24 protein-coding genes and 3 tRNA genes are annotated in these 26,421 nt (G+C 64.5%); 19 read left to right on the top strand and 8 right to left on the bottom strand.

What is annotated here, in order from left to right; translation table 11 throughout:
- Nucleotides 1-39: 39 nt before the first annotated feature.
- A complete protein-coding gene (locus QW868_RS01855) occupies nucleotides 40-630 on the top strand; it encodes a hypothetical protein (protein ID WP_410051273.1) in 591 nt (196 codons plus the stop codon).
- A 424-nt stretch (nucleotides 631-1,054) separates the two neighbouring features.
- Here QW868_RS01855 and QW868_RS01850 read toward each other — a convergent pair whose 3' ends face one another.
- The 3 genes from QW868_RS01850 to QW868_RS01840 form a co-directional block, all read right to left on the bottom strand.
- The gene (locus tag QW868_RS01850) at nucleotides 1,055-1,447 is read right to left on the bottom strand and encodes a hypothetical protein (protein WP_315738287.1); all 393 of its coding nucleotides are present in this window, start codon (nucleotides 1,445-1,447) and stop codon (nucleotides 1,055-1,057) included.
- A gap of 219 nt (nucleotides 1,448-1,666) precedes the next feature.
- On the bottom strand, nucleotides 1,667-3,076 hold the full coding sequence (gene glnA / locus QW868_RS01845; RefSeq protein WP_315738286.1) for a type I glutamate--ammonia ligase: 1,410 nt from the start codon (nucleotides 3,074-3,076) through the stop codon (nucleotides 1,667-1,669).
- 222 nt (nucleotides 3,077-3,298) lie between these two features.
- Nucleotides 3,299-3,637 (bottom strand): P-II family nitrogen regulator, encoded by a 339-nt coding sequence (locus QW868_RS01840; protein ID WP_009027873.1) that lies wholly within the window; start codon nucleotides 3,635-3,637, stop codon nucleotides 3,299-3,301.
- A gap of 539 nt (nucleotides 3,638-4,176) precedes the next feature.
- Between QW868_RS01840 and QW868_RS01835 the strand changes: the two genes are divergently transcribed.
- Nucleotides 4,177-5,676, top strand: coding sequence for an NAD(P)H-hydrate dehydratase (locus tag QW868_RS01835; RefSeq protein WP_316229787.1), 1,500 nt, complete (start codon nucleotides 4,177-4,179; stop codon nucleotides 5,674-5,676).
- A gap of 143 nt (nucleotides 5,677-5,819) precedes the next feature.
- Here the strand turns inward: QW868_RS01835 and QW868_RS01830 are convergent, their stop codons facing one another.
- Together QW868_RS01830 and QW868_RS01825 are read right to left on the bottom strand one after the other, a co-directional pair.
- The gene (locus QW868_RS01830) at nucleotides 5,820-6,902 is read right to left on the bottom strand and encodes an enolase C-terminal domain-like protein (protein WP_316229786.1); all 1,083 of its coding nucleotides are present in this window, start codon (nucleotides 6,900-6,902) and stop codon (nucleotides 5,820-5,822) included.
- A gap of 27 nt (nucleotides 6,903-6,929) precedes the next feature.
- A complete protein-coding gene (locus tag QW868_RS01825) occupies nucleotides 6,930-8,234 on the bottom strand; it encodes a multicopper oxidase family protein (protein ID WP_316229804.1) in 1,305 nt (434 codons plus the stop codon).
- Nucleotides 8,235-8,408: 174 nt separating this feature from the next.
- Between QW868_RS01825 and QW868_RS01820 the strand changes: the two genes are divergently transcribed.
- From QW868_RS01820 to QW868_RS01790, 7 genes are all read left to right on the top strand, one after another.
- Nucleotides 8,409-8,493, top strand: a tRNA-Leu gene (locus QW868_RS01820).
- A 172-nt stretch (nucleotides 8,494-8,665) separates the two neighbouring features.
- Nucleotides 8,666-10,024, top strand: a complete 1,359-nt coding sequence (tig, locus tag QW868_RS01815; RefSeq protein WP_315770864.1) for a trigger factor — start codon at nucleotides 8,666-8,668, stop codon at nucleotides 10,022-10,024.
- Between the two features lie 298 nt (nucleotides 10,025-10,322).
- Entirely contained in the window at nucleotides 10,323-10,955 is a 633-nt protein-coding gene (locus tag QW868_RS01810; RefSeq protein WP_315738280.1) for an ATP-dependent Clp protease proteolytic subunit, read from the top strand.
- 443 nt (nucleotides 10,956-11,398) lie between these two features.
- The gene (clpX, locus tag QW868_RS01805) at nucleotides 11,399-12,673 is read left to right on the top strand and encodes an ATP-dependent Clp protease ATP-binding subunit ClpX (protein WP_012044595.1); all 1,275 of its coding nucleotides are present in this window, start codon (nucleotides 11,399-11,401) and stop codon (nucleotides 12,671-12,673) included.
- A gap of 328 nt (nucleotides 12,674-13,001) precedes the next feature.
- Entirely contained in the window at nucleotides 13,002-15,425 is a 2,424-nt protein-coding gene (lon, locus tag QW868_RS01800; RefSeq protein WP_315738279.1) for an endopeptidase La, read from the top strand.
- A 185-nt stretch (nucleotides 15,426-15,610) separates the two neighbouring features.
- Nucleotides 15,611-15,687, top strand: a tRNA-Val gene (locus QW868_RS01795).
- Nucleotides 15,688-16,024: 337 nt separating this feature from the next.
- Complete coding sequence (locus tag QW868_RS01790; RefSeq protein ID WP_315780256.1) at nucleotides 16,025-16,510, top strand: cyclic nucleotide-binding domain-containing protein; 486 nt, start codon at nucleotides 16,025-16,027, stop codon at nucleotides 16,508-16,510.
- Here QW868_RS01790 and QW868_RS01785 read toward each other — a convergent pair.
- On the bottom strand, nucleotides 16,449-17,276 hold the full coding sequence (locus tag QW868_RS01785; RefSeq protein WP_316229785.1) for a metallophosphoesterase family protein: 828 nt from the start codon (nucleotides 17,274-17,276) through the stop codon (nucleotides 16,449-16,451). The two genes, QW868_RS01790 and QW868_RS01785, sit on opposite strands and share 62 nt — an antisense overlap.
- Nucleotides 17,277-17,482: 206 nt before the next feature.
- On the opposite strand from QW868_RS01785, the gene QW868_RS01780 reads away from it, so the two are divergent.
- Nucleotides 17,483-18,085, top strand: coding sequence for a hypothetical protein (locus QW868_RS01780; protein ID WP_315770859.1), 603 nt, complete (start codon nucleotides 17,483-17,485; stop codon nucleotides 18,083-18,085).
- 64 nt (nucleotides 18,086-18,149) lie between these two features.
- The gene (locus QW868_RS01775) at nucleotides 18,150-19,007 is read left to right on the top strand and encodes a class I SAM-dependent methyltransferase (RefSeq protein ID WP_315775073.1); all 858 of its coding nucleotides are present in this window, start codon (nucleotides 18,150-18,152) and stop codon (nucleotides 19,005-19,007) included.
- 6 nt (nucleotides 19,008-19,013) lie between these two features.
- On the opposite strand, the gene pepT is transcribed toward QW868_RS01775, so the two are convergent.
- Nucleotides 19,014-20,270 carry a peptidase T gene (pepT, locus tag QW868_RS01770; RefSeq protein WP_315738274.1) on the bottom strand — a complete coding sequence of 419 codons (1,257 nt, stop codon included), beginning with the start codon at nucleotides 20,268-20,270 and terminating at the stop codon, nucleotides 19,014-19,016.
- 481 nt (nucleotides 20,271-20,751) lie between these two features.
- Here pepT and QW868_RS01765 point away from each other — a divergent pair.
- Nucleotides 20,752-20,828, top strand: a tRNA-Asp gene (locus QW868_RS01765).
- A 190-nt stretch (nucleotides 20,829-21,018) separates the two neighbouring features.
- Here QW868_RS01765 and QW868_RS01760 read toward each other — a convergent pair.
- On the bottom strand, nucleotides 21,019-21,216 hold the full coding sequence (locus tag QW868_RS01760; protein ID WP_315780248.1) for a hypothetical protein: 198 nt from the start codon (nucleotides 21,214-21,216) through the stop codon (nucleotides 21,019-21,021).
- Nucleotides 21,217-21,825: 609 nt separating this feature from the next.
- On the opposite strand from QW868_RS01760, the gene QW868_RS01755 reads away from it, so the two are divergent.
- The 7 genes from QW868_RS01755 to QW868_RS01725 are packed head-to-tail and all read left to right on the top strand — an operon-like array spanning nucleotide 21,826 to nucleotide 26,399.
- Nucleotides 21,826-22,191 (top strand): NADH-quinone oxidoreductase subunit A, encoded by a 366-nt coding sequence (locus QW868_RS01755; RefSeq protein ID WP_008964559.1) that lies wholly within the window; start codon nucleotides 21,826-21,828, stop codon nucleotides 22,189-22,191.
- Entirely contained in the window at nucleotides 22,188-22,772 is a 585-nt protein-coding gene (locus QW868_RS01750; protein WP_284418856.1) for a NuoB/complex I 20 kDa subunit family protein, read from the top strand. Before QW868_RS01755 ends, QW868_RS01750 begins: the two co-directional genes overlap by 4 nt.
- A 13-nt stretch (nucleotides 22,773-22,785) precedes the next feature.
- The gene (locus QW868_RS01745; RefSeq protein WP_315756759.1) at nucleotides 22,786-23,391 is read left to right on the top strand and encodes an NADH-quinone oxidoreductase subunit C; all 606 of its coding nucleotides are present in this window, start codon (nucleotides 22,786-22,788) and stop codon (nucleotides 23,389-23,391) included.
- Between the two features lie 14 nt (nucleotides 23,392-23,405).
- Nucleotides 23,406-24,602 carry an NADH-quinone oxidoreductase subunit D gene (locus QW868_RS01740; RefSeq protein ID WP_315711546.1) on the top strand — a complete coding sequence of 399 codons (1,197 nt, stop codon included), beginning with the start codon at nucleotides 23,406-23,408 and terminating at the stop codon, nucleotides 24,600-24,602.
- The gene (locus tag QW868_RS01735) at nucleotides 24,602-25,561 is read left to right on the top strand and encodes an FkbM family methyltransferase (protein WP_315738271.1); all 960 of its coding nucleotides are present in this window, start codon (nucleotides 24,602-24,604) and stop codon (nucleotides 25,559-25,561) included. Before QW868_RS01740 ends, QW868_RS01735 begins: the two co-directional genes overlap by 1 nt.
- 14 nt (nucleotides 25,562-25,575) lie before the next feature.
- On the top strand, nucleotides 25,576-26,187 hold the full coding sequence (nuoE, locus tag QW868_RS01730; protein ID WP_316229784.1) for an NADH-quinone oxidoreductase subunit NuoE: 612 nt from the start codon (nucleotides 25,576-25,578) through the stop codon (nucleotides 26,185-26,187).
- On the top strand, nucleotides 26,184-26,399 hold the full coding sequence (locus QW868_RS01725) for a hypothetical protein (protein WP_315756756.1): 216 nt from the start codon (nucleotides 26,184-26,186) through the stop codon (nucleotides 26,397-26,399). The genes nuoE and QW868_RS01725 overlap by 4 nt, the downstream gene beginning before the upstream one ends.
- Nucleotides 26,400-26,421 lie beyond the last annotated feature (22 nt).

The following is a 26,421-nucleotide window of genomic DNA, read 5'->3' as shown; positions in this document are numbered from 1 at the left end:
TTCATAGTCGCAGGACTGACCGGGACGAGCATGCGCCGAATGAGCTTGTTGTTGATGCTTCTGGCTGCGCCGGTATGGGCACAGCCCGCGCCGCCTGCCGATGGGCCGATCACCTGCACCTCGCCGGTGTCGGTCACGGACTCCGCCAAGAGCCTGATGCAGCGCTACGGCCAGGAGGCGGTGACAGACGACCAGTTGTTCACCGGGGTGGAGGACATCACTTATCAAGGCGTCGTGCTGTCGCCAAAAGCGCCGGACCGGCGTATCGAGATCGGCTTTGCTGACGAGACGATGCAGCGGGTGTCACGTCTCACCTTGATCGACTCCAAGACGAGTCACTGGAATGTTGCCGGCGTGACGCTCGGCTCGACCTTGGCCGAGGTGCAGAAGATCAATGGCAGGCCGTTTCTGATCCGCGAGTTCTTCACCGATGGTGGCGGCTTCGTTGTCGACTGGAAAGGCGGCACGCTGAGCCGTCCTTTGCCGGGTGGATGCTCCGTCAGCGTTCGCTTCGGCAGTGACGACCACGAGGGAAATCCGATCGGTGATCGCATCGCATCCGACAAGGCGGAGTTGCGCAAATGGGGACCGGTGGTCGAGCAGATCGTGGTGAGCTTTCCCGAGAAATAGCGGCTGAGTTGCGCCCTCGGGCCTCATGGTTCGAGACGGCGCGCGCACTTCTGTCGGATGATCTCATTGACTCATGGGCGCTCCCCACCATGAGGAGAAACCGCGGCCTTGCGCGACCTCCATCTCCTCATCCTTAAGGAGCTTGGCGATAGCCGAGCGTCTCGAAGGACGAGTCCCGTTGGATCATCGCAGATGAGCAGCCACCAACAAAAGGCGCCCGGCGAAGGGCGCTGGGGGCAGGGGTGGTGCGGCAAGATCTCCATCAGGAAAGCTTGCCGCATTTCTCGATAGCCACGACAACGCAGCGCTCATCAATGGGCGCCGGTCGCAGGCGCGTCCGGCGGATTCTCCGAGAGTGGCCGTCTCCTACGGCCAAGCCCAATCCGTACAGCTCGTCCCGCGCGTGGCGAGAGCGCGGCTGCGATCAGGGCTTTGCGAGATGCCAGGCGTTGTTCAGGAAGCCATCGCCTGTGATGTCGCCGGGCTTCTGGTCCTTGGCGAAGGTGTAGAGCGGCTTGCCCTTGTAAGCCCACTGCCTGGAGCCGTCGTCCCGGGTGATGATGGTGTAGTTGGCGTCGGCCTTGTCGCTGGCTTCGGCTTTCAGGACCGGCCAGTTGGTCGCGCAGGGACCGTTGCAGGCTGATTTGCCGTCGACGTCCTTGTCGAACGTGTAGAGCGTCATGCCCTTGTTGTCGGTGAGGATGTCGCCCTTCGTGCTGCTGCCGCTCTTGGTTGGAGGCGCCGCGCTGGCGGACGAGATCGCCGCGAGTGAGATTGCGGCGGTCAGGAAGAGGCGCGAGATCGAAAGCTTGGTCATTCGAAATCTCCCAATGCATGTGGATCACAGGGATAGAAACTCATTCCGGCCCGATCTATTCCTTGCGCCTGTCCCTATTCGTCATTGGGCGGAATGTCGTACCGCCGTTCTGGCGCTCATGCCGGCCTTGGCATTCGCCAGCACGGCACTGCGACACCAACGAAAAGGGCGCCCCGCAAGGGGCGCCCTGGTGTCGTCATCCGCCGATCTTATCGGGCCTTAGCCCGAGTAGTACATGTCGAACTCGACCGGGTGCGGGGTCATTTCGAAGCGCTCGACCTCGGTCATCTTCAGCGCGATGTAGCTGTCGATGAAGTCGTCGTCGAACACGCCGCCGGCCTTCAGGAAGGCGCGGTCCTTGTCGAGGTTCTCGAGCGCCTCACGGAGCGAGCCGCAGACGGTCGGGATCTGCTTCAGCTCTTCCTTCGGCAGGTCGTAGAGGTCCTTGTCCATCGCCGGGCCCGGATCGAGCTTGTTCTTGATGCCGTCGAGGCCGGCCATCAGCATCGCGGCAAAGCCGAGATAGGGGTTGGCGAGCGGATCGGGGAAACGGACCTCGACGCGCTTGGCCTTCGGCGAGGAGGTGTAGGGGATGCGGCAGGACGCCGAGCGGTTGCGCGCGGAGTAGGCGAGCAGCACCGGCGCCTCATAGCCCGGGACTAGACGCTTGTAGGAGTTGGTCGACGGGTTGGTGAAGGCGTTGATGGCCTTGGCGTGCTTGATGATGCCGGCGATGTAGGACAGGCAGGTCTCCGACAGGTCGGAATATTTGTTGCCCGCGAACACCGGCTTGCCGTCCTTCCAGATCGACTGGTGGACGTGCATGCCCGAACCGTTGTCGCCATAGACCGGCTTCGGCATGAAGGTGGCGGTCTTGCCGTAGATGTGCGCGACCTGGTGGATGCAGTACTTGTAGATCTGCATCTGGTCGGCCATTAAGGTCAGCGTGTCGAACTTCATGCCGAGCTCGTGCTGGGCGGAAGCGACCTCGTGGTGGTGCTTCTCGACCTTGACGCCCATGCGGGCCATGGCGCCGAGCATCTCCGAGCGCATGTCCTGCACCGAGTCCTGCGGCGGCACCGGGAAGTAGCCGGCCTTGGTGCGGATGCGGTGGCCGAGATTGCCGCCTTCATACTCGGTGTCGGAATTGGTCGGCAGCTCCGAGGAGTCGAGGCGGAAGCCGGTGTTGTAGGGCGAGGAGCTGTAGCGCACGTCGTCGAACACGAAGAACTCGGCTTCGGGGCCGACGAACACGCTGTCGCCCACGCCCATCGACTTCACCATCGCCTCGGCCTTCTTGGCGATGCCGCGGGGATCACGGTTGTACGGCTCGCCGGTGGTCGGCTCGAGCACGTCGCAGGTGATGATCATGGTCGTTTCGGCGAAGAACGGATCGATCGTCGCGGTGACCGGGTCGGGCATCAGGCACATGTCGGATTCATTGATCGCCTTCCAGCCGGCGATCGAGGAGCCGTCGAACATCGTGCCTTCGGCAAAAATGTCTTCGTCGATCATGCTGACGTCGAAGGTGACGTGCTGCCACTTGCCCCGCGGGTCGGTGAAGCGGAGGTCGACGTATTTGACGTCGTTGTCCTTGATTGCTTTCAAGACGTCCTTGGCGGTCTTCATGAATACCCCTCTTGGCTTATAACGTCACGGCCCGGCGCGGGACGGCGTCCGCGGGTCATGCTCCATAGCCTCGTGCGGGGGCCAAGACAACATCGGAAACGGCAAAACGGCCGCGTGCAAGCGCCTCGCAGAGGACACTTGAGCTGCCGTAGGGGCTGCTGGCGCAGCAAACGTTCCGTGCGGGGCCTGGAGCGGACGGTCCGTTCCAGGCCTGCGGTCGGGCTAGATCGCGTCCAGCCCGGATTCTCCGGTTCGGATGCGGATGGCTTCCTCGATGTTGGACACGAAGATCTTGCCGTCGCCGATGCGGCCGGTCTGGGCGGCGCGGCGGATCGCCTCGATCGCGCGCTCGACCAAGTCGTCGCCGATCACGATCTCGATCTTCACCTTGGGCAGGAAATCGACGATGTATTCGGCGCCCCGGTAGAGCTCGGCATGGCCTTTTTGCCGGCCGAAACCCTTCGCTTCGGTGACGGTGATGCCCTGAAGTCCCACTTCCTGAAGCGCCTCCTTCACCTCGTCGAGCTTGAACGGCTTGATGATGGCTTCGATCTTCTTCACTGAGCGCCTCCCGGGCATTCCGCTATAAACAACAGGTGGGTCATCGTCAGGCTGCGCGCACGCGCAGGTCGTTCGATCATTTCGTTACCGGGCCCGACACTCTCCGGCGGAGGCCCGGTGATTGACTGCCCGACTTGCCCCGTGCCGAAGTGGCTCCACAAAAGCAGGGTCTATGCCAAGTCGTTAACGGGCCCAAATCGAGCCGATAATCAGGCATTTCACGAGCCCCCGACGATTCCCTCAAGGAACGTCTAGAATACCGGAGCCTTGAGATTAGGCAAACAGATCAAACGTTGTGCAGGTCTTGACGGCGGAGCCGGGCGCTGTCCGAAATGCCCAGGGAAAAGGCGACGTGCCGGGTTTCGTCGCGCCTTGCCAGATGTGCAGCGCCCTTGGAAGTTGCGGGCCGGCGCGGCAATAGGAAGCGCGGGATTCGCGCGCACCGGCTCCGAGGAACGGGGCGCCGACGTCCCCTGCGAGGCCATGGGGACGACATCAGGCTGCCGGCGCAAGACGGCGGCTGGAGACGAGAGCGGTTTATGGAAATCTTGACCACGAGCGAAATGGAGCGCGCCGACCGGCTGACGATCGCGGCCGGCACGCCGGGCTTTTCGCTGATGCTGAGTGCCGGACAGGCGGTGGCCGAGGCGGCCATGGACCTGGTCGAGACCGGGCCGATCGTGGTCGTGTGCGGGCCGGGCAACAATGGCGGCGACGGCTTCGTTGCCGCGGCCGAGCTCGCCGCGCAGGGCAGGGACGTGTCGGTCATCCTGATGTGCGAGCGCGACGCGCTGCATGGCGATGCGGCCTCCGCCGCCAAGGGCTGGAAGTTTCCGGTGCTGCCGTTCACGCCGCAGGCGATCGGCAAGCCGGCGCTGATCATCGACGCGCTATTCGGCGCCGGTCTCAGCCGGCCCGTCACCGGCGAGCCCCATGACGTCATCGCAGCGATCAATGGCAATGGCGCGCCGGTGCTCGCTGTCGACCTGCCGAGCGGCATCAACGGCACCACGGCTGCGGTGATGGGCATTGCGGTCCGCGCCACCGAGACGGTGACCTTCTTCCGCAAGAAGCCAGCGCACCTGCTGCTGCCGGGCCGCCAGCATTGCGGGCGCGTCCGGCTCGCCGACATCGGCATCGATCCACAGGTGCTCGCCGAGATCAGGCCGCAGGCCTTCGAGAACGAACCCGAGCTCTGGCAGGGCCGCTTTCCCGTGCCTGTTATCGACGGCCACAAATACGCGCGTGGCCATGTGCTCGCGATGTCTGGCGACGTCGCCGCGACAGGCGCGGCGCGGATGGCCGCGCGCGCCGCGTTGCGGGCCGGCGCCGGTCTGGTCACGCTGGCCTCGCCGCGCGATGCGCTCGCGGTCAATGCGGCGGCGCTGACGGCGGTGATGGTGCGCGCCGCCGACACCGCGATCGAGTTCGGCGAGCTGCTCTGCGACAGGCGTTACAACACCTGCATCATCGGACCCGGAACGGGCGTTAGCGAGCGCACGCGCGACCTCGTCTACACCGCGCTGTCGGCGCAGCGTCATCTCGTGCTCGATGCAGACGCGTTGACGAGCTTCGCCGATGCGCCGGAGCGGCTGTTCGAGCAGATCAGGGCGATGGCCGACGCGCAGATCGTGCTGACGCCGCACGAGGGCGAATTCCCGCGCCTGTTCTCGGATCTCAGCAACAAGCATCCCGGCCGCTCCAAGCTGGAGCGCGTCCGCGCGGCCGCCGCGCGCTGTGGCGCCGTGGTGCTATTGAAGGGCGCCGACACAACGGTGGCCGCGCCCGACGGCCGCGCCGCGATCGCCGCCAATGCGCCGCCCTGGCTCGCCACCGCCGGCGCCGGCGACGTGCTCGCCGGCATCATCGCCGGCTTGCTGGCGCAGGGTGTGCCGGCGTTCGAGGCCGCCTGCATCGGCGTCTGGATGCATGGCGAGGCGGGCAACGAGGCGGGGCCGGGGCTGATCGCGGAGGATCTGACGGAGACCTTGCCTGCGGTGTTCCGGCGGCTGTTTGACCGGTTCGGCGTCGAGTATTGACGGCAAAGATTGTCATGCCCGCGGAGGCGGGCATCCAGTACTCCGCGGCCCATCGACGTGACAATCAGCGTCTCGGCGTACTGGATCGCCCGGTCGAGCCGGGCGATGACGCTCAGGGCAGGGCGGCACCGCGTGTTTCGGGCTCACTGCACCTGATACTTCGCGACCGCGTTCTCGTTCCACGCGAGCCCAAGACCCGGCCCGCGTGCCGTGACCTTGCCGTCCACCACCTGCAGCGGCTCAGTCAGAATGGCGCCGGCGAAGTCCAGCACTTCGAGCCAGTGCGCCGTCGGCGTCACTGCCAGCACATGCGCGCTCGCCTCAGGCAGGATGTGGCTCGACATCGGGATCGAGGCGGCATCGGCTTGCCCTGCGACGTTGAGCCAGCCGGTGATGCCACCGACCTTCATCAGGTCGGGCATGATGAAATCAGAGGCGCCGGCCGCGATCGCCTCGGCAAAGCCACGCGGAAACCACCAGTTCTCGCCGGCCTGGATCGGGATCTCCGAGCGCTCGCGCACCCGGGCATGGCCGGAGAGGTTTTCCTGCGGCACCGGCTCCTCGATCCAGGTCAGGTCGTAGGCAGCAAGGCGCGTGATTCTGCGCGTGGCTTCCGTAGGATCGAGCGACTGGTTGAAGTCGAGCATCAGCGCCATGTCCGGACCGAGCAGGGCGCGCAGGCCCTTGATCATCGCTTCGTCGGTCGCGAGGTCGCCATGCCCGCCCTTGGTCTTGATGGCGCGGAAACCGTGCTCGTCGCGCGCGGCGCGCAAGGTGCGCTCGTCGTCCTTGGCATCGAGCACGCCATAGCTGTCATAGGCCGGAATTGGTCGCGCGGTGCCGCCGAGCAGCTCGACCACGGGCTTGCCCGCGAGCTGACCGAGCGCATCCCAGAACGCCATGTCGAGGCCCGAGACGGCCATGCCGACGAGACCCTGCCAGCCGAGCAGGCGGAATTTGGCGTCCATGAGTTTCATCAGGTCGAACGGGACCAGCGCTTGGCCTTTGAGCTCGCGGCCGATCTCCTCGACCAGATGCAGCAGCGGTTTCAACGCGAGCCTGGTGTAGGCGAACAGGTAGGAATGGCCGGTAACCCCCTGATCGGTTGCGACGTCGATCAGCACCAGCGGTCCGGAGTCGATGATGCCGAACGCGTTGCGCAAGGGGCGCTTCATGGGCGTGATCACGGCGCGTGCCGTGACCCCGGTGATGGCGGCAGTGGTCATGGGGACTGTTCCCTCAGGTTCGTTTCCTCACCGGATCTCATACCACCGCAGCAGGCGCGGCGCCGCCCAGTTGGTCGCCGTGCTCTCGACCAGGAATCGGCCTGATTGCTCGGCAAGGAATGCAATGCGCTGGGTCTGGCCGGCCTCCAGCGCCAGCGTGTCGAGCCAATAGGGCTTCCAGCCATCGTCGAGCCGGTCGAGCAACCGGAACGGCTGGCCATGAAGGTGGACCACATGGGTGCCGGCGCTCTTGTTTGCCAATGCCAGCACGACCGCTTGGCCGGCCTTGGCCTGGAAGGTGGGGGCGCCGGCGGCGTTGAACGCGGCGGGCGGTTGCCAGCCGGCGCCGTCGAGCGTGAGCTCGGCCCGAGCGGCGGTCCTCAGGTCCAGCTTGTCCGGCAAACCGTTCGAAGGCAAAGGCGGCGCCGGCGGCAACGGGGCGGCACGGAGCGGCGGCTCGCTCGACGCCGCCAGCCGGACGAGGGGACGCGCATTGCTGCCGTCGTGCAGCAGCACGGCCAGCGTTGTCTTGGCGGCGGGCATGTCGAGGAAGACGTCGGTGCGGCCGCCGGGCGGCAGCACCACCGCGCCGTTTCGAGCCAGGAAAGGCTCGGCCGGCTGGCCGTCGATGGCCATCACGCGGACGGCGTCGAGGTCGGCGATTTTGATCGCGATCACAGCGCGTTGACAGCCATTGATGAACCTCAACCTGACCCGCGCATGGGTTCGCAGCGCGATCTCCGGCTGGATGTGCCCGTTGACGGTGTAGATGAGCTCGGCGTCTCTCGCCTCGGTTCGTGGCGCAACCGCGGTTCCGTCCGCCGCGAGCCTGAAGTCCTCGACCAGGAGAATTTCGTCGTGGTCGACAGTTACCGTCTCGGCTTCGTCGACGATGACAGGGAGCGGCCGGATCGGCACGGCGTCGGCGAGCAGCCGCAGGTCGAGCAGGCCGGTCCCGGCGCGCGACGCCAAGGCTGGAATGGTGGCCCGGCCGCCGGGGCCGATCTCCGCCTGCGCCAGCAGCGGTGCGGGCAAAGTGAGGCCGCGGCTGGACAGCGCGGCCGGGATCGAAAGGCCATTCGAAAGGTCCAGATCGAGCGCCGTGCCGCGTGCGAGCCGGACCACCGGAGCCGGTGCAGCCAGCCGCCATAGCGGGCTCGGTGAACGTCCCGGGCTCAGCGCGAGAGATTCGCCGCGAGCGTCCAAGGAAACCGAGATTCGGCCGGCGGCCGGAGCCGGGCGGGCAAACGAGGCCGCGCCGGCTGCGGCGAGGCCGCCGAGCAGGGCACGGCGGCTGAGCCCCTCGGACGGTTCCGTCATGCGACAAAACATCGTGCGATGAGGGGGATGCGGATCATGTTGTTTTCCCTTATCTGTGCGTGCGACACGGTCGATCGGCCTGGCGGTGGTGCTTTCGACAGCCCATTTTTTTGCTGCGGACGGTTTCGTGCGTGGTATAAGCCGCGCCGCCCGCGGCACCGCGGCCGGGCTATCGATGCAGTTCACGCGGGCGTGGCGGAACTGGTAGACGCGCTGGATTTAGGTTCCAGTGACGAAAGTTGTGGGGGTTCGAGTCCCTCCGCCCGCACCAAGCGCTTCTCCGGCGTTTGCCCCAAGTTTTACCGGCGAACCCGTTGTCTCGCAAAGAGAAGCGGGGCCGCCGATCCCACCGACGCAAGGCCCTTTGCCGCGCGTCGTCCACAATTGAGTCAGATGTGTCCGGATCGCAAGGGTTCGGACCGAAGCGGAAGAAGATTGACGCCATGCAGGTCACAGAAACCTTGTCGGAAGGCTTGAAGCACGAGTTCCAGATCAGCGTTCCGGCGGCGGATCTCGACGCCAAGGCGGATGCCAAGCTGGTCGATCTCAAGGACAAGGTCCGCATCAACGGCTTCCGCCCCGGCAAGGTGCCGGTGGCGCATCTGAAGAAGATCTATGGCAAGTCGGTCATGGCCGAGACCATCGACCAGACCATCCGCGACACCAACACGCAGATCTTCACGGAGCGCGGGTTCCGCCTCGCCACCGAGCCGAAGGTGACGATGCCGACGGAGGAGGCCGAGGTCGAGAAGATCCTCGCTGGCCAGTCCGACCTGACCTACACCGTGGCCGTCGAGGTCGTGCCGGCGATTGCGCTCGCCGACTTCAAGACCTTCTCGGTCGAGAAGCCCGTGGCCGACATCACCGACGCCGATGTCGACGAGGCGATCAAGCGCCTGGCCGATGCCAACCGCAGCTACGCCGCGAAGGCCGAGGGCGCGAAGGCCGAGAGCGGCGACCGGGTGAAGATCAACTTCAAGGGCACGATCGATGGCGTCGCCTTCGAGGGCGGCACCGGTGAGGGCATCGATGTCGTGATCGGCTCGAACACCTTCATTCCCGGCTTCGAGGACCAACTGATCGGGATCGGCGTCGGTGAGACCCGCACGCTCAAGGTGACGTTCCCGACCAACTATCTCAACAACGAGCTCGCGGGGAAGGCCGCGGAGTTCGAGACCACGGCGACCGCGGTCGAGGCTCCGGAGGACAAGGTGGTGGACGATGAGTTCGCCAAGACGCTCGGCCTCGAGTCGCTCGACAAGCTGAAGCAGCTGATGCGCGACCGCCTCGCCGGCGAGTTCAGCCAGGCGACCCGCCAGCGTGTCAAGCGCGCGCTGCTCGACCGTCTCGACGAGACCCACAAGTTCGATGCGCCGCCGTCGCTGATCGACGAGGAGTTCAACCTGATGTGGAACTCGGTCAAGGCCGAGATGGACTCCAGCGGCAAGACCTTCGCCGACGAGAACACCACCGAGGACAAGGCGAAGGACGAGTACCGCACCATCGCCGACCGCCGCGTCCGTCTCGGCCTCGTGCTGTCGGAGATCGGCGAGAAGAACAAGATCACCGTGACCGACGACGAGGTCGGCCGCGCCGTGATGGAGCGCGCGCGCTCGATGCCGGGCCGCGAGAAGGAGGTCTGGGACTTCTATCGCAACAACCCGCAGGCGCTCGCGCAGCTGCGCGCGCCGATCTACGAGGACAAGGTCGTCGACTTCATCCTCGAGCTCGCCAACGTGACCGAGAAGAAGGTCTCCAAGGACGAGCTGTTCAAGGACGACGACAGCGACAAGGCGGCCTGAACAGGTCGCCCATCGTAGGGTTCGCGACATAAGCGCGTGATTAAGGTTGACCGGCGAAAGCGCCGGTCGGCCCGGTTCAGGCGCTGGCCGCCGCCGCGGGAATCAGCTTGAACAGCGCAACGACCTTGCTCGCGGCTGGCCAGGGGACCCGGTCTTGTCACCGGCGAATTGGTCCATATCTGTGAGCTCGGTCTTGAAGTTCTGCATCACGGGACACCTGTCCGTCGCTGCTCGTTGAAATGAGCCTCACCTGCGGCGGCCGGTCGTCTCAACTGCTGGTCCAACCCTTGGGTGATTCATGCGCGATCCCGTCGAAACCTATATGAACCTTGTGCCCATGGTGGTCGAACAGACCAACCGCGGTGAGCGCGCCTACGACATCTTCTCGCGCCTCCTGAAGGAGCGCATCATCTTCGTGACCGGTCCGGTGGAGGACGGCATGGCGACCCTGATCGTCGCGCAGCTCCTGTTCCTCGAGGCCGAGAACCCGAAGAAGGAAATCGCGATGTACATCAACTCGCCCGGTGGCGTGGTGACGTCGGGCCTCGCGATCTACGACACGATGCAGTTCATCCGTCCGGCGGTGTCGACGCTGTGCACCGGCCAGGCGGCTTCGATGGGCTCGCTGCTGCTCTGTGCCGGCCACAAGGACATGCGCTTCTCGCTGCCGAACTCGCGCATCATGGTGCATCAGCCGTCCGGCGGGTTCCAGGGCCAGGCGACCGACATCATGCTGCACGCCCAGGAGATCCTGAACCTGAAGAAGCGGCTGAACGAGATCTACGTCAAGCACACCGGCCAGTCTTACAAGGCGATCGAGGACGCCCTGGAGCGCGACAAATTCCTCACGGCGGAAGCGGCCCAGGAGTTCGGCCTGATCGACAAGGTTCTCGACAAGCGGCCGGAAGATCCGGCGGCGATGGGTAAGTGAGCCGTCCGTGATCGAGGCGGGGTCCGATTGACGGGCCTCGGAACGCAATAGCATCGCCTTTGCCGGCTCGGGCCGGCAAAGGTACCAAGGTGGGGTCCCAAAAGGGCCGCAACCCTGCCGTGCGGCCGGCAAATAGGCGTGGCAAACACGCAACGCTTCGCTGATTTCGCGTGTTCTTACCGTGTCAAGCCCCAAAATCACGGTAATGTCACGGTCTAGGGTCTGTGCTCCGATTAGCGAATTCTTGATAGTCGGATGACAGCATGATTGGCTAGAGTGTCCAGTTATGGATCGTGGGGGATTCGCGTAGGTCGTCGGTGCACGACGGGTGAAGAACAAGGTGTTAATTTTGGTACGAAATTTGCTCTTTCACCAGTCTGGTCCGGCCCGTGCCGGATCGGAACGAACGAGCGGACAAGAGCGAACCGCGGACGGAGACAGGAATGAGTAAGGTCGGCACGAGCGACTCGAAGAACACGCTATATTGCTCGTTCTGCGGCAAGAGCCAGCACGAAGTCCGCAAACTGATCGCAGGTCCAACCGTCTTCATCTGCGACGAGTGCGTCGAACTCTGCATGGACATCATCCGCGAGGAGAACAAGTCCTCGCTGGTGAAGTCGCGCGACGGGATTCCGACCCCGAAGGAGATCTGCAAGGTCCTGGACGATTACGTCATCGGCCAGAACCATGCGAAGAAGGTGCTGTCGGTCGCCGTCCACAACCACTACAAGCGGCTGAATCACCAGACCAAGCACTCGGACGTCGAGCTGGCGAAGTCGAACATCCTGCTGATCGGCCCGACCGGCTCGGGCAAGACGTTGCTCGCCCAGACGCTCGCCCGCATCCTGGACGTGCCGTTCACGATGGCGGACGCGACGACCCTGACCGAGGCCGGCTATGTCGGTGAGGACGTCGAGAACATCATCCTGAAGCTCTTGCAGGCGGCCGACTACAATGTCGAGCGCGCGCAGCGTGGCATTGTCTACATCGACGAGATCGACAAGATCAGTCGCAAGTCGGACAATCCGTCGATCACCCGCGATGTGTCGGGCGAGGGCGTCCAGCAGGCGCTGCTCAAGATCATGGAGGGCACGGTTGCGTCGGTTCCGCCGCAGGGCGGCCGCAAGCACCCGCAGCAGGAGTTCCTGCAGGTCGACACCACCAACATCCTCTTCATCTGCGGTGGTGCGTTCTCCGGACTGGAGAAGATCATCTCGGCGCGCGGCCGGTCGACCTCGATCGGCTTCGCCGCCCAGGTTCTGGCGCCGGAAGACCGCCGTACCGGCGAGATCTTCCGTCACGTCGAGCCTGAGGATCTCCTGAAGTACGGCCTGATCCCCGAGTTCGTCGGCCGTCTGCCGGTCGTGGCGACGCTCGAGGATCTCGACGAGAACTCGCTGAAGAAGATCCTGACCGAGCCCAAGAACGCGCTGGTGAAGCAGTATCAGCGGCTGTTCGAGATGGAGAACATCGAGCTCACCTTCGCCGACGAGGCGCTGGGCGCAGTGGCGCGCAAGGCCATCGAACGCAAGACCGGCGCGCGTGGCCTGCGGTCGATCCTCGAGAGCATCCTGCTCGAGACGATGTTCGACCTGCCGGGTCTCGAGGGCGTCGAGGAAGTGGTCATCTCGCGCGAAGTGGTCGAGGGCACGGCCCGTCCGCTCTACATCTACGCCGATCGGTCCGATCGTGCGGTGGAAAGCAGCGCCAGCGCGTGAGGCGCGCTGGCACGAGAGACAGAAGACCTCGATTTGTTAGATCGGCGATCGCTGCGGACATCATGTCCGCGGCATCGCAGCGTTTCAGCGTCCCGCCGCGTAAAGCCATTTTTGGCGGGTGTTTACCGATACTTGACACCCCCCGGGTCGATAGCCACCTAATGTCGCGTGGCGATACAAATCTCAATCCCGGGATTCGCCTCAACAAACGATCCGAAACAAGCGGGCGATATCGACGCGTCAGTGATGTCCGGATCAGATCGCACCTTGTGGCGGTTGCGCACGATGGCGGACTGCGTGCAAGGGGGCTAAACAAAAGGAACAGGCCATGACGACCCCCAAACCCCGGCCGACCATCGTCTACGGCGAGAGCCACGCCTATCCGGTTCTGCCGCTCCGCGACATCGTCGTCTTCCCGCACAACATCGTTCCGCTGTTCGTCGGCCGCGAGAAATCCATCCGCGCCCTCGAAGAGGTGATGAAGAACGACGCGCTGGTGATGCTGGCGACGCAGAAGAACGCGTCCGACGATGATCCAGCTGCGGATGCTATCTACGAGACCGGGACGCTCGCCAGCGTGCTGCAGCTCCTCAAGCTGCCCGACGGCACTGTGAAGGTGCTGGTCGAGGGCCTGGAGCGCGCGCGCGTCGAGAAGTACACCGATCGTGCCGACTACTACGAAGCCACTGCCGTTGCGCTTGAGGATACCGACGCGAAGTCGGTCGAGGCCGAAGCGCTCGGGCGGTCCGTCGTGTCGGACTTCGAAAGCTACGTGAAGCTGAACAAGAAGATCTCCGCCGAAGTCGTCGGCGTCGTTCAGTCGATCACCGATTTCGGCAAGCTGGCCGACACTGTCGCCTCGCATCTCGCCGTCAAGATCGCCGATCGCCAGGGCATCCTGGAGACGCTGTCCGTCACCACGCGCCTGGAGAAGGTGCTGGGCCTGATGGAGAGCGAGATCTCGGTGCTGCAGGTCGAGAAGCGCATCCGCTCGCGCGTCAAGCGCCAGATGGAGAAGACCCAGCGCGAGTACTACCTGAATGAGCAGATGAAGGCCATTCAGAAGGAGCTGGGTGACGAGGACGGCCGCGACGAGCTCGCCGATCTGGAAGAGCGCATCAACAAGACCAAGCTCTCCAAGGAAGCGCGAGAGAAGGCGCAGCACGAGCTGAAGAAGCTGCGCCAGATGTCGCCGATGTCTGCGGAAGCGACCGTCGTGCGCAACTATCTGGATTGGCTGCTGTCGATCCCGTGGAACAAGAAGTCCAAGGTGAAGAAGGATCTGGAGGCCGCGCAGGCGGTTCTGGATGCGGATCACTATGGGCTGGAGAAGGTCAAGGATCGCATCGTCGAGTACCTGGCGGTGCAGTCGCGCGCCAACAAGCTGACCGGCCCGATCCTGTGCCTGGTCGGACCTCCCGGCGTCGGCAAGACCTCGCTCGGCAAGTCGATCGCGAAGGCCACCGGCCGCGAGTTCGTTCGCGTGTCTCTGGGCGGCGTGCGCGACGAGGCGGAGATCCGCGGTCATCGCCGGACCTATATCGGTTCGATGCCCGGCAAGATCATCCAGTCGATGCGCAAGGCCAAGACCTCGAACCCGCTCTTCCTGTTGGACGAGATCGACAAGATGGGCTCGGACTTCCGGGGTGACCCGTCGTCGGCGCTGCTGGAGGTTCTGGACCCCGAGCAGAACACGACGTTCAACGACCACTATCTGGAGGTCGACTACGACCTGTCGAACGTGATGTTCATCACGACCGCGAATACGCTGAATATTCCCGGCCCGCTGATGGACCGCATGGAGATCATCCGCATCGCGGGCTACACCGAGACCGAAAAGCTCGAGATCGCCCGCAAGCATCTGATCCCGTCCGCGCTGTCAAAGCACGGCCTGGATTCGAAGGAGTGGTCGATCGACGATGACGCGCTGCTGCTCGTGATCCGGCGCTACACCCGCGAGGCGGGCGTGCGTAACCTGGAGCGTGAGATTTCCACACTGGCCCGCAAGGCCGTGAAGGAGCTCATGATGTCCAAGAAGAAGTCGGTGAAGGTCACCGAGAAGGCCGTCGAGGAATTCTTGGGTGTGCCGAAGTATCGCTTCGGTGAGATCGAGAGCGACGATCAGGTCGGTATCGTGACGGGCCTGGCCTGGACCGATGTCGGTGGCGAGCTGCTGACGATCGAAGGCGTCATGATGCCCGGCAAGGGTAAGATGACGGTGACGGGCAATCTGCGCGACGTCATGAAGGAGTCGATCTCGGCGGCAGCGTCCTACGTCCGCTCGCGGGCGATCGTCTACGGCATCGAGCCGCCGATGTTCGACCGCCGCGACATCCACGTCCACGTTCCGGAGGGGGCGACCCCGAAGGACGGTCCGTCGGCGGGCGTCGCGATGGCAACCGCAATCATCTCGGTCATGACGGGCATTCCGATCCGTCACGACGTCGCGATGACCGGCGAGATCACCTTGCGTGGTCGCGTGCTGCCGATCGGCGGTCTGAAGGAGAAGCTCTTGGCCGCTGCCCGCGGCGGCATCAAGACGGTGCTGATCCCCGAGGACAACGCCAAGGATCTCACGGAGATCTCCGATGCGATCAAGGGCGGCATGGACATCATCCCGGTGTCCCGTCTCGACGACGTCGTCGCCCGGGCCCTGGTCCGCAAGCCGGTGCCGATCGTCTGGGAAGAGGACACCAAGGTGCCGGTGAAGGCCGACGGCGACGAAGCCGCCGGCGGCCTGACCGCCCACTGAGGTCCGAACTGATCCAAGGAAACGGCGCCCGTAAGGGCGCCGTTTTCGTTTGGGAGATCGAACCACCGACCCTTCGAGCGTGCGTGGTCTGCCCCCACCGTTCTCGCTGCGGCGGTTTCTCGCTGCCGCCGCGTGGTTCCGGCGTTGATTGAGGATCGGGCAGGGGGTAAAGAAGCGCGACGTGAGGGCGGCTAGCTCAGCTGGTTAGAGCATCTCGTTTACACCGAGAGGGTCGGGAGTTCGAATCTCTCGCCGCCTACCATTAGCATCCGCTGGGACGCACCCTCGCAATGGTGACGCTGCTATTGTCGTGCGCGTCGATTTTCCAAGCTGATGGCGATGCTCTCCAGACGCGCGTTTGTGCGTCGGGTTTCATCGATCTGCTGCTCTCGTAAAGCTGAGCCACCTTGCCATCGAGCCTCGGCGGCTGAGCCAAACCCACGTCCCGATCACGATGATGGCGCCGCCGAGTGCTCAATTCGGACAGGGGTTTAAAATCCTTTGCGACAGCTGGTGCGAAGCGCCCGGACGATTTCGCGTGGCGATGAACCGTTCTTCGGCTAGCTTGGCGCGCGGAGTGAAACATCGCGGGCGAACCGATGACCGACTTCCTGCGCCACTGCACCGGCGGACATGAGCGTGCCATTCCGGCGGGCACCATGCTGCTCGAGGAGGGGCATAGCACCGGGCATCTCTACATCCTGCTCGAGGGGCGGCTGGAGGTGATCAAGGCCGGCGCCACGGTGGCGGTCGTGTCGGAGCCGGGCGCGCTGTTCGGTGAAATGTCGCTGCTGCTTGAGCAGCCTCACACGGCGACCGTGCGCGCCGCCGCGGATTGCCTGATCTACGAAATTCCCGACGCTCGGCGCTTCCTGGCTGAAAATCCCGAGGCGACGCTCGCGATTGCGCGCATGCTGGCGCAGCGCCTGAACGTCGCCAACAGCTATCTCGCCGACCTGAAGCGGCAATATGCCGGCCATGGCACCCATCTTTCGATGGTCGGCGAGGTGCTGCAGAGCATGATCAACCTGCCGCCGCAGCAGGTTTCGCCAGGAACGGATCTGGAATCCGATCCACGACTCTGAGCCAGTCCGGCGCCGCCGTTACGGGTTGCGCCGGGCGTTGCAGCGGGCCGGCGAGATCGATCCATTCGGCTTGCCCGGCCGCCAACCAGAAGGCGCGCCCTTCATCGGTGTCGAGCACCATGTAGGTCGGCGGTCGCCCGGGCTGCCGTCCGGTGTTGAACACCCAAGTCTCACCGACGCGATCGAACCAGGACCCGTCCTTGATGAACGGCGACTGGTGGACGTGGCCGGAGATCACCATCGCCGGGCGGTGCCGCGCGATGAAGCCTTCGAGCTCGGTGTCGCCGAAGAAGCGCTTGCCGCCCCAGCTCACCGGCGAGTTGGCCGGCGGCGCATGATGCACCCAGATCCAGCGGGCTGCGTCGCGCGTCGCGGCGGCATCGAGCTGGCGTCCGATCGCGGCCTTGACCAGCGGACCGTCCCACCATGGGCAAAGCGAGAACAGCGTATCGCCGATCAGGACGTCATCGCCGTCGGCCGCGATGCCGAGCTCGCGGACCGTCCCGATCCAGGCCGCGATCTTCTCGCCATCCGGGCTGCGCTCCTCCAGGTCATGATTGCCCGAGCAGATCATGACCCGCGTCTTGGCCGCCAGGAGCACGAGATATGTCTTCACGACCACGATCTGGGCGCGAATGTCGACGATCGAGGCGAGATCGAGCGCATCGCCGGCGAACACCACCGCATCAAAATGATCGGCAGCCGCCGCCAGCCAGTCGAACTGCGGCAGCGAGTAATGAAGATCGGCAACGATAAGAGTGCGCATGTGGCTCCTGACGCGCCTGATCGAAGCAAGAGCGAGACCAGAACCAGCGAGACCAGAGGCTGTCCCGCTATTGCATTGCGCTGCTGCGCTCGCCAGCAGGTCCGCGCGCATCTATCGATCCCTCGCCCGCGGCGGTATGATGGGGCCGTTTTTCAGCCGCAGCTGCTAATTGCGAGTGTCCCATGTCTCGTCGTCCGCGACCGCCCATGACTGTTTCCTTCGTCCGCACAGGCGAGCGCCGCTACGCGGTGCGCGCGACGCTCGGCGACGGACGCACCCTCGAAATGAGCCCGGCGCCAGGCTTCGATCCCTGGATGCCGCATGATCTGCAACACTTCATCGTCGAGAAGCATCTCGGGATTGACGGCGCCGTGTTCGGGCGGCTCGCGGCCGGCGGCACGGCCGGGACTTTTCATTTGGTCCCGCATGCGACCTCGTCCCGCGAGACCGCGCGGCTGCGTCGCAGGCATGAGGCCAGGGACCAGCGCCTGATGCCGGAACGCAGCGAGGACTATGCCCGCTCCGAGCGCGCCACCTATGTGTGCTGGCAGGACTGGCTGCAGCAGGCTGACGATCCGGCGCTGCGGGCGCGCGGGGCCGAGATGGCACCGTCGGCGCGCAGCCTGCTAAATGGGATGTCAGCGGAGGAGCGCGCGGCCTACACGCCGATGCGGCGCGACGCCATCCGACAGGAGTTCGCGCGGCTGAGCCGATGTTGGAGCGCTCTCGCCGTCGGCGAAAGTCTCTCCGAACCGTGGTCAGAACCGGCCCACTTTCTTCCTCGAGCGCATCGCGGCCTCGTGCCTTGACAGGACAGGCGGCTGCATGCGCCATGCCGGCTCTTGCGATGACCTCAATCAGACAGGGCACATCATGCAATTGCCGGCAGGGGACGAGCGCAACGCCGACCAGATCGCCTATTGGAACGGGCCGGGCGGCCAGCGCTGGTCCGATCGCCAGGAGGCGCAGGACATCCTGCTCGCACCGGTGTCGCAGATCCTGATCGACCGCATCGCGGCCAAGCCGGGTGATCGTGTGCTCGATATCGGCTGCGGTTGTGGCGGCCTGTCGATCGCGCTGGCCGGGCAGGTGGCGCCTGGCGGGCATGTGCTCGGGGTCGACATTTCCGCCCCGATGCTGGAGCGGGCGCGCGCGGTGGCGCCGGCCGGGCTTCCCGCCGAATTCGTGCTGGCCGACGCGACCGTGCATCCGTTCGCGCCGGCGAGCTTCGATCTGCTGGTGTCGCGGTTCGGCGTGATGTTCTTCGCCGATCCGGTGGCGTCGTTCGCCAACATCCGCCGCGCGCTGAAGCCGGGCGGCCGGGTCGTATTCGCCTGCTGGCGCGAGCCGAAGGCCAATCCCTGGATGATCGCGCCGCTGCAGGCGGTCTATCGCCACGTCCCGAAGCTGCCGGAGATGGCGCCCGACGATCCCGGTCCATTTGCCTTCGCATCGGAAGCGCGGGTGACGCGCATCCTGGGCGAGGCCGGCTTCAGCGACGTCGCGCTGGAGGCACATGCGCTGTCGCTCGACGTCGCGATCGGCAAGGGGCTCGATGCGGCCGTACAATCGGCCTTCGAGATCGGCCCCGCCAGCCGCGCGCTGGAGGGGCATCCCCAGGAGACGCGCGATGCGGCGCGGCAGTCGGTCCGCGAGCTGCTGACGCAGTATGGACGCGGCGACAGCGTGACGCTCGCCGGCTCGATCTGGCTGGTGACGGCGCGCGCCTGACGGCGCTCAGGACTGCTCTTCCCAGATCATCGCCAGATGGACGATGGTCTGCACCGCCTTCTCCATGTCCTGAACGCTGACCCATTCGAGACGCGAGTGGAAGGCATGCTCGCCGGCGAAGATGTTGGGGCAGGGCAGGCCCATGAACGACAGCCGCGAACCATCGGTCCCGCCGCGGATCGATGTCCTGACCGGCGTCAGGCCGGCGCGGCGGATCGCCTCCTCGGCATAGGTCACGATCTCCGGATGCAGATCGATGACCTCCTTCATGTTGCGGTATTGCTGCCGAACCTCCATCCGGTAGCTCGAGCGCGGATAGTCCTTCAGGACGTCCCTGACGATGTCCTCGAGCAGCGCTTCCTTCTGCCGCAAGCCCTGCTCGCTGAAATCGCGCACGATGAAATCGAGCCGCGCCTGTTCGAGCGCGCCGGAGATCCCGACCGGATGCAGGAAGCCTTCCTTGCCCTCCGTCGTTTCCGGCGAGCAGCTATCCTTCGGGAGCCGCTCGATGATCGCAGATGCGATCTTGATGGCATGCTCCATCTTGCCCTTGGCAAAGCCGGGATGGGCGCTGACACCGTTGATGAGGATGGTGGCACCGTCGGCGGAGAAGGTCTCGTCCTCGATGTTGCCGGCGGTCTCGCCATCCATCGTGTAGCCGAAATCGGCGCCGAGCTTCTTCAGGTCGACCCGGTCGACGCCGCGGCCGATCTCCTCGTCCGGCGTGAACAGGATCTTGATGGTGCCGTGCTTGATCTGCGGATGGCTGATCAGGAACTGCGCCGCGTCCATGATCTCGGCGATGCCGGCCTTGTTGTCGGCCCCCAGCAGCGTGGTACCGTCCGTGGTGACGATGTCGTTGCCGATCTGGTCCCTCAACGCCGGATGCTCGGCCGCACGGATGATCTGGCTCGGGTCCTTAGGCAGCACGATGTCGCCGCCCTGGTAGTTGCGCACGATCTGTGGCTTCACGTCGGCTCCGGAGCAGTCGGGCGACGTGTCCATGTGCGAGCAGAAGCAGATCACCGGCACGGCCTTGTCGGTGGTGGCCGGGATGGTCGCATAGACGTAGCCGTGGTCGTCCAGATGGGCGTCCGAGAGGCCCATCGCCTGCAGCTCGGCTGCGAGCAACCGGCCGAGATTCTTCTGTTTGAGCGTCGAAGGGCAGGTCGGCGATGTCGGGTCCGACTGGGTGTCGATCACGACATAACGGAGCAGACGCTCGGTGACGGAGTGGGTGTAGCTGCGAAGCGGATCGGACATGTGCACCACAAGGACAGGAGAGATATGTTACCGTATGCATCGGTATATTAATATATCAGTTATTGCATGCCAGATACCAGGGTTCATCGGGCTATCAGTGGTTCCCCCGATCAAAGCGCATCCGCCGGCTCCTTTGCTGCGGAATGCGACGTCGCGACCCGCTGTGATCGGTACCGCCCGCCGGCGGCTGAATTGCGCGCTCCTGCGCGCATGGGACCTAAAGGATACCCAGTCCGGCGATTCGAAACTCATCTTCCTTTGCGGTCGTGCCGTTGCGGTCCCGAAGAAAAAAGACGGATCATCGACTTGGCCCATCATCATGCGCGATTTACGGCGGATGCCCGACGCCACTCAGAGAGACCGCGCTCCGGCGTCCTCGATTGACCGCTCATCAAGGACTTCGCACAGCTATCGGTTCATTGTCCTTGACTTCGAAACATCGCCCCTTTAAGTCGCACTCCTCCGCGGATTTCGCGATCACGCGGGAGTAGCTCAGTTGGTTAGAGCGCCGGCCTGTCACGCCGGAGGTCGCGGGTTCGAGCCCCGTCTCTCGCGCCATGTTTTCAATGGCTTAGCTTTCGATTTGATCCTTTGGCCGCCGCAAGCCGTGCGACCGCGTGATCTCTCCCCGGCCACCACCTGACGCTTCGCCGAACTGCAGGCGCTCCGTCGCTAATCTTTCCGATCGGGCACGAAAAAGGCCACCCAGCGGGTGGCCTGCGACCGCTGTCAGCAGCGGACCGACGGCTCAGCGCACCATCGAGTCGCTGGAACTCGTCACGGTCACAGGCTTGCCGGCCTTCACGACGTGCGATGCCGTCTGGCTGTAGTCCACATTGGCGCGGGTCGCGATACCGAAAGCGGTTACCGCGATGCCTGCGATCAGGGCAACGACGACGATCTTCATGTGAGTCGATCGGTCTGCGGAATGCAGCGAGTGGTTCATGTCAGCCTCCCGGCGTCTCAGAGCGCCACTTTGTTGCCTGGACATGTACCTCCGCTTTGTTTCGATCCGGTTTCTTCGTTTCCTCAAAATGGTTTCATCGGTTGCAGTCGGCGCGCCGGCAATCGGGAGTATGCGGCCGGAGCCCATGATCGGCACCCATGCCGGCATCGGCGGTGACCGCGGCCGCGCCGGCCGCCGCAGGTGATCTTGATCCGGCGGCCCTTCGTGACCATCTGACGTGATAACGGACGCCTATCGGGTGATGGTCCAGTCGCCTTGCTTGGATCGCTCGATCGAACGCTGATCCGCATCCCTCTCCGACCCCGCCCAGCCTGCGCACGGCGGCGTGCGCGCTCGCGATCGCTGATCACCTCAGCATCCCGCGCCGGTCCGTGCGACACCGTAATGCTGCGGGTCTGCAATGCGGCTCCTGCACGCGTCATCCGTGGCGCCGTGGCTCGGTGTGTCCAGGTTTCCGCAATGTGGGGAGGGATGACACCGGCGAGACGGCTTGTCTTGCGCGGCTTGGTGCGCTGCGCTAAGGCTTCGACCAATTCCAATGCAACGAATCTGCGGTTTGCACCGAAACCGCAGAGGAAAGTGGCGCCGATGACCGGCATCCTCCAGAACTATCTCCCCCTCGTCGTGTTCATAGGTGTCGCAGCCATCATCGGGGTGGTTCTGCTGATCGCGCCCTTCCTGGTCGCCTACCAGCAGCCCGATCCCGAGAAGCTCTCCGCGTACGAATGCGGCTTCAATGCGTTCGACGACGCGCGCATGAAGTTCGACGTCCGCTTCTATCTGGTGGCCATCCTTTTCATCATCTTCGACCTCGAAGTCGCCTTCCTGTTCCCCTGGGCAGTGGCATTCGGCAAGCTCGGCGCGGCCGGCTTCTGGTCGATGCTGGTGTTCCTGGCCGTGCTGACGGTCGGGTTTGCCTACGAATGGAAGAAAGGCGCGCTTGAATGGGATTGAGCCCGACCACGTCCTCGACCGGTCCGGTGATCGCACCGGCCCCGAAGGGCATTCTCGATCCCGCGACCGGCAGGCCGATCGGTGCCAACGACCCGTATTTCCTCGAGGTCAGGCACGAACTGTCGGACAAGGGATTCTTCGTTGCCACCGCTGACGATCTCATCACCTGGGCCCGCACCGGCTCCCTGATGTGGATGACGTTCGGCCTGGCCTGCTGCGCCGTCGAGATGATGCAGGTCTCGATGCCGCGCTACGACGTCGAGCGCTTCGGCTTCGCGCCGCGCGCCTCGCCGCGCCAGTCGGACGTGATGATCGTCGCCGGCACCCTGACCAACAAGATGGCGCCGGCGCTGCGCAAGGTCTACGACCAGATGCCGGAGCCGCGCTACGTCATCTCGATGGGGTCGTGCGCCAATGGCGGCGGCTACTATCACTATTCCTATTCGGTGGTCCGCGGCTGCGACCGCATCGTTCCCATTGATATCTATGTGCCCGGCTGTCCGCCGACCGCGGAAGCGCTGCTGTACGGTGTTCTGCTGCTGCAGAAGAAGATCCGGCGCACCGGCACCATCGAACGCTGAAGGTTTTTTCGTTATGGACGACGGCAGGCTCGACGCCCTTGGGCAGACGATCGTGAGCGCGCTTCCGGGCGCGGCGATCGGCCATTCGGTCGCTTTCAATCAGCTCACGGTGAGCGTGGAGCCGGGTCGGATCGTCGAGGTTGTGAAGTATCTGCGTGATGATCCGGCTCTCCGGTTCGTCAACATCACCGACATCACCGCGGTAGACTACCCGGAGCGCGCCAAGCGCTTCGACGTCGTCTACCACTTCCTGTCTCCGACCCTGAACGCACGGATCCGGCTCAAGGCCGAGGCCGACGAGACGACGCAGGTGCCGTCGCTGATCGACGTCTTCCCGGGGGCGGATTGGTTCGAGCGCGAGGCCTACGATCTCTACGGCGTGATCTTCGTCGGTCACCCCGACATGCGCCGCCTGCTGACGGATTACGGCTTCGACGGCCACCCGCTGCGCAAGGACTTCCCCACCACCGGCTTCGTCGAGGTGCGCTACGACGACCAGGAGAAGCGGGTGATCTACGAGCCTGTCAGGCTCAACCAGGAATTCCGCAAGTTCGATTTCCTGTCGCCCTGGGAAGGCGCGGACTATCCGCTGCCCGGCGACGAGAAAGCGACGAAGTGAGTGGGAGCGCGAGCATGAACGAGCAGAGCCCGGCACTCCGCAACTTCACGATCAACTTTGGCCCGCAGCATCCGGCGGCGCACGGCGTGCTGCGCCTTGTGCTGGAGCTGGACGGTGAGGTGGTCGAGCGCGTCGATCCGCATATCGGCCTTCTGCATCGCGGCACCGAGAAGCTGATCGAGACCAAGACCTACATGCAGGCGATGCCCTATTTCGATCGGCTCGACTACGTCGCGCCGATGAACCAGGAGCATGCCTTCTGCCTCGCCGCCGAGCGCCTGCTCGGCATCGAGGTGCCGCGCCGCGGCCAGCTGATCCGCGTGCTTTATTCCGAGATCGGCCGGCTGTTGTCGCATCTGCTGAACGTCACCACGCAGGCGATGGACGTCGGAGCGCTGACCCCACCGCTGTGGGGCTTCGAGGAGCGCGAGAAGCTGATGGTGTTCTATGAGCGCGCCTCCGGCTCGCGCATGCACGCCAACTACTTCCGCATCGGTGGCGTCCACCAGGACCTGCCGCCGAAGCTGATCGACGACATCGACGCGTTCTGCGACCCGTTCCTGAAGGTGGTCGACGATCTCGACCGGCTCCTTACCGGCAACCGCATCTTCAAGCAGCGCAACGTCGACATCGGCGTCGTGACCCTGAAGCAGGCCTGGGAGTGGGGCTTCTCCGGCGTGATGGTGCGCGGCTCTGGCGCGGCCTGGGACCTGCGCAAGTCGCAGCCCTATGACGTCTATGCCGAGATGGAGTTCGACGTTCCCATCGGCAAGAACGGCGATTGCTACGACCGCTATCTGATCCGCATGGAAGAGATGCGCCAGTCGGTGCGTATCATGAAGCAGTGCATCCAGAAGCTGCGTGCACCGGACGGGCAGGGCCCGGTGATGATCACCGACAACAAGATCGCGCCGCCGCGCCGCGGTGAGATGAAGCGCTCGATGGAAGCGCTGATCCACCACTTCAAGCTCTATACCGAGGGCGTGCACGTCCCCGCGGGTGAGATCTATGCGGCGGTCGAGGCGCCGAAGGGCGAGTTCGGCGTCTATCTTGTCGCCGACGGCACCAACAAGCCCTACAAGTGCAAGATCCGCGCGCCGGGCTTCGCGCATCTGCAGGCGATGGATTTCATCTGCCGCGGCCATCTGCTCGCCGACGTCTCGGCCATTCTCGGCTCGCTCGACATCGTGTTCGGAGAGGTGGACCGCTGATGGGCCATGCGCCGATCCAGTTCGATCGTGCTTCCGGAGCGCTCGAAGGAGCGAACCTCTGGGAGCGCACGGCTGCATTGGCGTTGTCGACCGGCTCGAAGATTTCCTCGCATTTCTCGCATCGCGGCTACAATCGCTGCGCCAACCTGCTGCGCTTGGCGCTGCCCGAGCGCGACATCGCGGTGAAGCTCAACCCGGACGCCGTGTTCGAGTTCCCCTATGGCGACGGCTACTGGAGCAAGCTTCTCAACCGCGACTATCACTATGAGGACGAGCTCGAGCTGCTGTTCCTCGGCACCGTCGATGTCGACTACACCTTCATCGATGGCGGGGCCAATTACGGCTACTGGTCGGTGCTGGTGTCGAGCACGCCCTACGGCTCGCACAAGGCGATCGCGATCGAGCCGTCCTCGGCGAACTTCGCCAAGCTTGCGAACAATGCGCAGATCAACGGCGGCCGCTTCGAAGTGATGAAGTGCGCCATCGGCGAACGCCGCGGCGTCGCGCATCTCACCGGTACCAAGCACGAGGCCTTCAGTATCGCCGGCGACAGCGCTGGCGGTGAGCAGGTGCCAGTGATGGCGCTCGACGATCTCATCGACGACGGCAACGTCGCCGCTTCCGGCAAGTACCTGATCAAGCTCGACGTCGAGGGCGTCGAGATCGAGGCGATCAAGGGTGGGGCGCGGCTGCTTGCGACCGACAGCATGGTCCTGTGCGAGGAGCACGGCCAGGATCGCAATCATACGGTGTCGCGCTACATCCTCGATGAAACGCCGATGCAACTGATGGTCTACGACCCCGCGAGCGGCCGCTTCGAGATCGTGACCGAGCTGTCGATCCTCGACCGCATCAAGGCGTCCGCTCACGTCGGCTATAACGTGTTCGGAACTGCAAGTGCCTTCTGGCAGAATCGCGTCGCAGCGCTCAATGCAAGTGCCGCGCGCCGCATGCAATGAAAGACTGAAGAGCCATGTCCGTCCGCCGTCTTGCCCCGAAGGAAGTCCAGCCCGCGAGCTTTGCGTTCACGGAGGAAAACCTCGCCTTCGCCAAGGCTCAGATCGCGAAATACCCGGAAGGCCGGCAGGCCTCGGCGGTGATCGCGATCCTGTGGCGCGCCCAGGAGCAGAACGAGGGTTGGGTGTCGGAGGCGGCGATCCGCGTCGTCGCCGACATGCTCGGCATGCCCTATATCCGCGTGCTCGAGGTCGCGACCTTCTACACCATGTTCCAGCTACAGCCGGTCGGCAAGAAGGCGCACGTGCAGGTCTGCGGCACCACGCCGTGCCGGCTGCGCGGCGCCGAGGAGCTGATCGAGGTCTGCAAGCACCGCATTCATCACGACCCCTTCCATCTGTCGAAGGATGGCGACTTCAGCTGGGAAGAGGTCGAGTGCCTGGGCGCCTGCGTGAATGCGCCGATGGTGCAGGTCTGGAAGGACACGTATGAGGACCTGACGCCGGAGAGCTTCGGCAAGGTGCTCGACGGCTTCGCGACCGGCAACCTGCCGACGCCTGGTCCGCAGAACGGCCGCCAGTTCTCGTCGCCCGCCGGCGGTCCGACCACGTTGAAGGAAAAGACATGAGCCGCAAGCGCACCCGCGTTGCGGCCCTGAGCCAAGAGGGCGCCGCGATGAAGAACTGGCGCTACGTGGCGCTGCATACGCTCGCGGCCGCCGCTTTCATTTTCGTGCTGCAGCGGTTCGCGCTCAACGCGACGCTGGAGTCCAGTCTGCTGTGGGCGCTGGTGTTCGGCGGCTGCGCCGCCTTCATCGCCACCATGCAGTCGAACCGCTGACATCCGAGGAAGCCGTCTGATC

The organism is Bradyrhizobium sp. SZCCHNR1051 (assembly GCF_032489615.1).
Classification (GTDB): domain Bacteria; phylum Pseudomonadota; class Alphaproteobacteria; order Rhizobiales; family Xanthobacteraceae; genus Bradyrhizobium.
The sequence above is the reverse complement of the archived record's forward strand: the minus strand, read 5'-3'. Positions and strand labels throughout refer to the sequence as shown.

Excerpts from the sequence above, each read along its gene's own strand:
- QW868_RS01855 (WP_410051273.1), top strand. The coding sequence starts at position 40 with ATGAGCTTGTTGTTGATGCTTCTGGCTGCGCCGGTATGGGCACAGCCC.
- QW868_RS01850 (WP_315738287.1), bottom strand. The coding sequence starts at position 1,447 with ATGACCAAGCTTTCGATCTCGCGCCTCTTCCTGACCGCCGCAATCTCA.
- glnA (WP_315738286.1), bottom strand. The coding sequence starts at position 3,076 with ATGAAGACCGCCAAGGACGTCTTGAAAGCAATCAAGGACAACGACGTC.
- QW868_RS01835 (WP_316229787.1), top strand. The coding sequence starts at position 4,177 with ATGGAAATCTTGACCACGAGCGAAATGGAGCGCGCCGACCGGCTGACG.
- QW868_RS01830 (WP_316229786.1), bottom strand. The coding sequence starts at position 6,902 with ATGACCACTGCCGCCATCACCGGGGTCACGGCACGCGCCGTGATCACG.
- QW868_RS01825 (WP_316229804.1), bottom strand. The coding sequence starts at position 8,234 with ATGTTTTGTCGCATGACGGAACCGTCCGAGGGGCTCAGCCGCCGTGCC.
- tig (WP_315770864.1), top strand. The coding sequence starts at position 8,666 with ATGCAGGTCACAGAAACCTTGTCGGAAGGCTTGAAGCACGAGTTCCAG.
- QW868_RS01810 (WP_315738280.1), top strand. The coding sequence starts at position 10,323 with ATGCGCGATCCCGTCGAAACCTATATGAACCTTGTGCCCATGGTGGTC.
- clpX (WP_012044595.1), top strand. The coding sequence starts at position 11,399 with ATGAGTAAGGTCGGCACGAGCGACTCGAAGAACACGCTATATTGCTCG.
- lon (WP_315738279.1), top strand. The coding sequence starts at position 13,002 with ATGACGACCCCCAAACCCCGGCCGACCATCGTCTACGGCGAGAGCCAC.
- QW868_RS01790 (WP_315780256.1), top strand. The coding sequence starts at position 16,025 with ATGACCGACTTCCTGCGCCACTGCACCGGCGGACATGAGCGTGCCATT.
- QW868_RS01785 (WP_316229785.1), bottom strand. The coding sequence starts at position 17,276 with ATGCGCACTCTTATCGTTGCCGATCTTCATTACTCGCTGCCGCAGTTC.
- QW868_RS01780 (WP_315770859.1), top strand. The coding sequence starts at position 17,483 with ATGACTGTTTCCTTCGTCCGCACAGGCGAGCGCCGCTACGCGGTGCGC.
- QW868_RS01775 (WP_315775073.1), top strand. The coding sequence starts at position 18,150 with ATGCAATTGCCGGCAGGGGACGAGCGCAACGCCGACCAGATCGCCTAT.
- pepT (WP_315738274.1), bottom strand. The coding sequence starts at position 20,270 with ATGTCCGATCCGCTTCGCAGCTACACCCACTCCGTCACCGAGCGTCTG.
- QW868_RS01760 (WP_315780248.1), bottom strand. The coding sequence starts at position 21,216 with ATGAACCACTCGCTGCATTCCGCAGACCGATCGACTCACATGAAGATC.
- QW868_RS01755 (WP_008964559.1), top strand. The coding sequence starts at position 21,826 with ATGACCGGCATCCTCCAGAACTATCTCCCCCTCGTCGTGTTCATAGGT.
- QW868_RS01745 (WP_315756759.1), top strand. The coding sequence starts at position 22,786 with ATGGACGACGGCAGGCTCGACGCCCTTGGGCAGACGATCGTGAGCGCG.
- QW868_RS01740 (WP_315711546.1), top strand. The coding sequence starts at position 23,406 with ATGAACGAGCAGAGCCCGGCACTCCGCAACTTCACGATCAACTTTGGC.
- QW868_RS01735 (WP_315738271.1), top strand. The coding sequence starts at position 24,602 with ATGGGCCATGCGCCGATCCAGTTCGATCGTGCTTCCGGAGCGCTCGAA.
- nuoE (WP_316229784.1), top strand. The coding sequence starts at position 25,576 with ATGTCCGTCCGCCGTCTTGCCCCGAAGGAAGTCCAGCCCGCGAGCTTT.
- QW868_RS01725 (WP_315756756.1), top strand. The coding sequence starts at position 26,184 with ATGAGCCGCAAGCGCACCCGCGTTGCGGCCCTGAGCCAAGAGGGCGCC.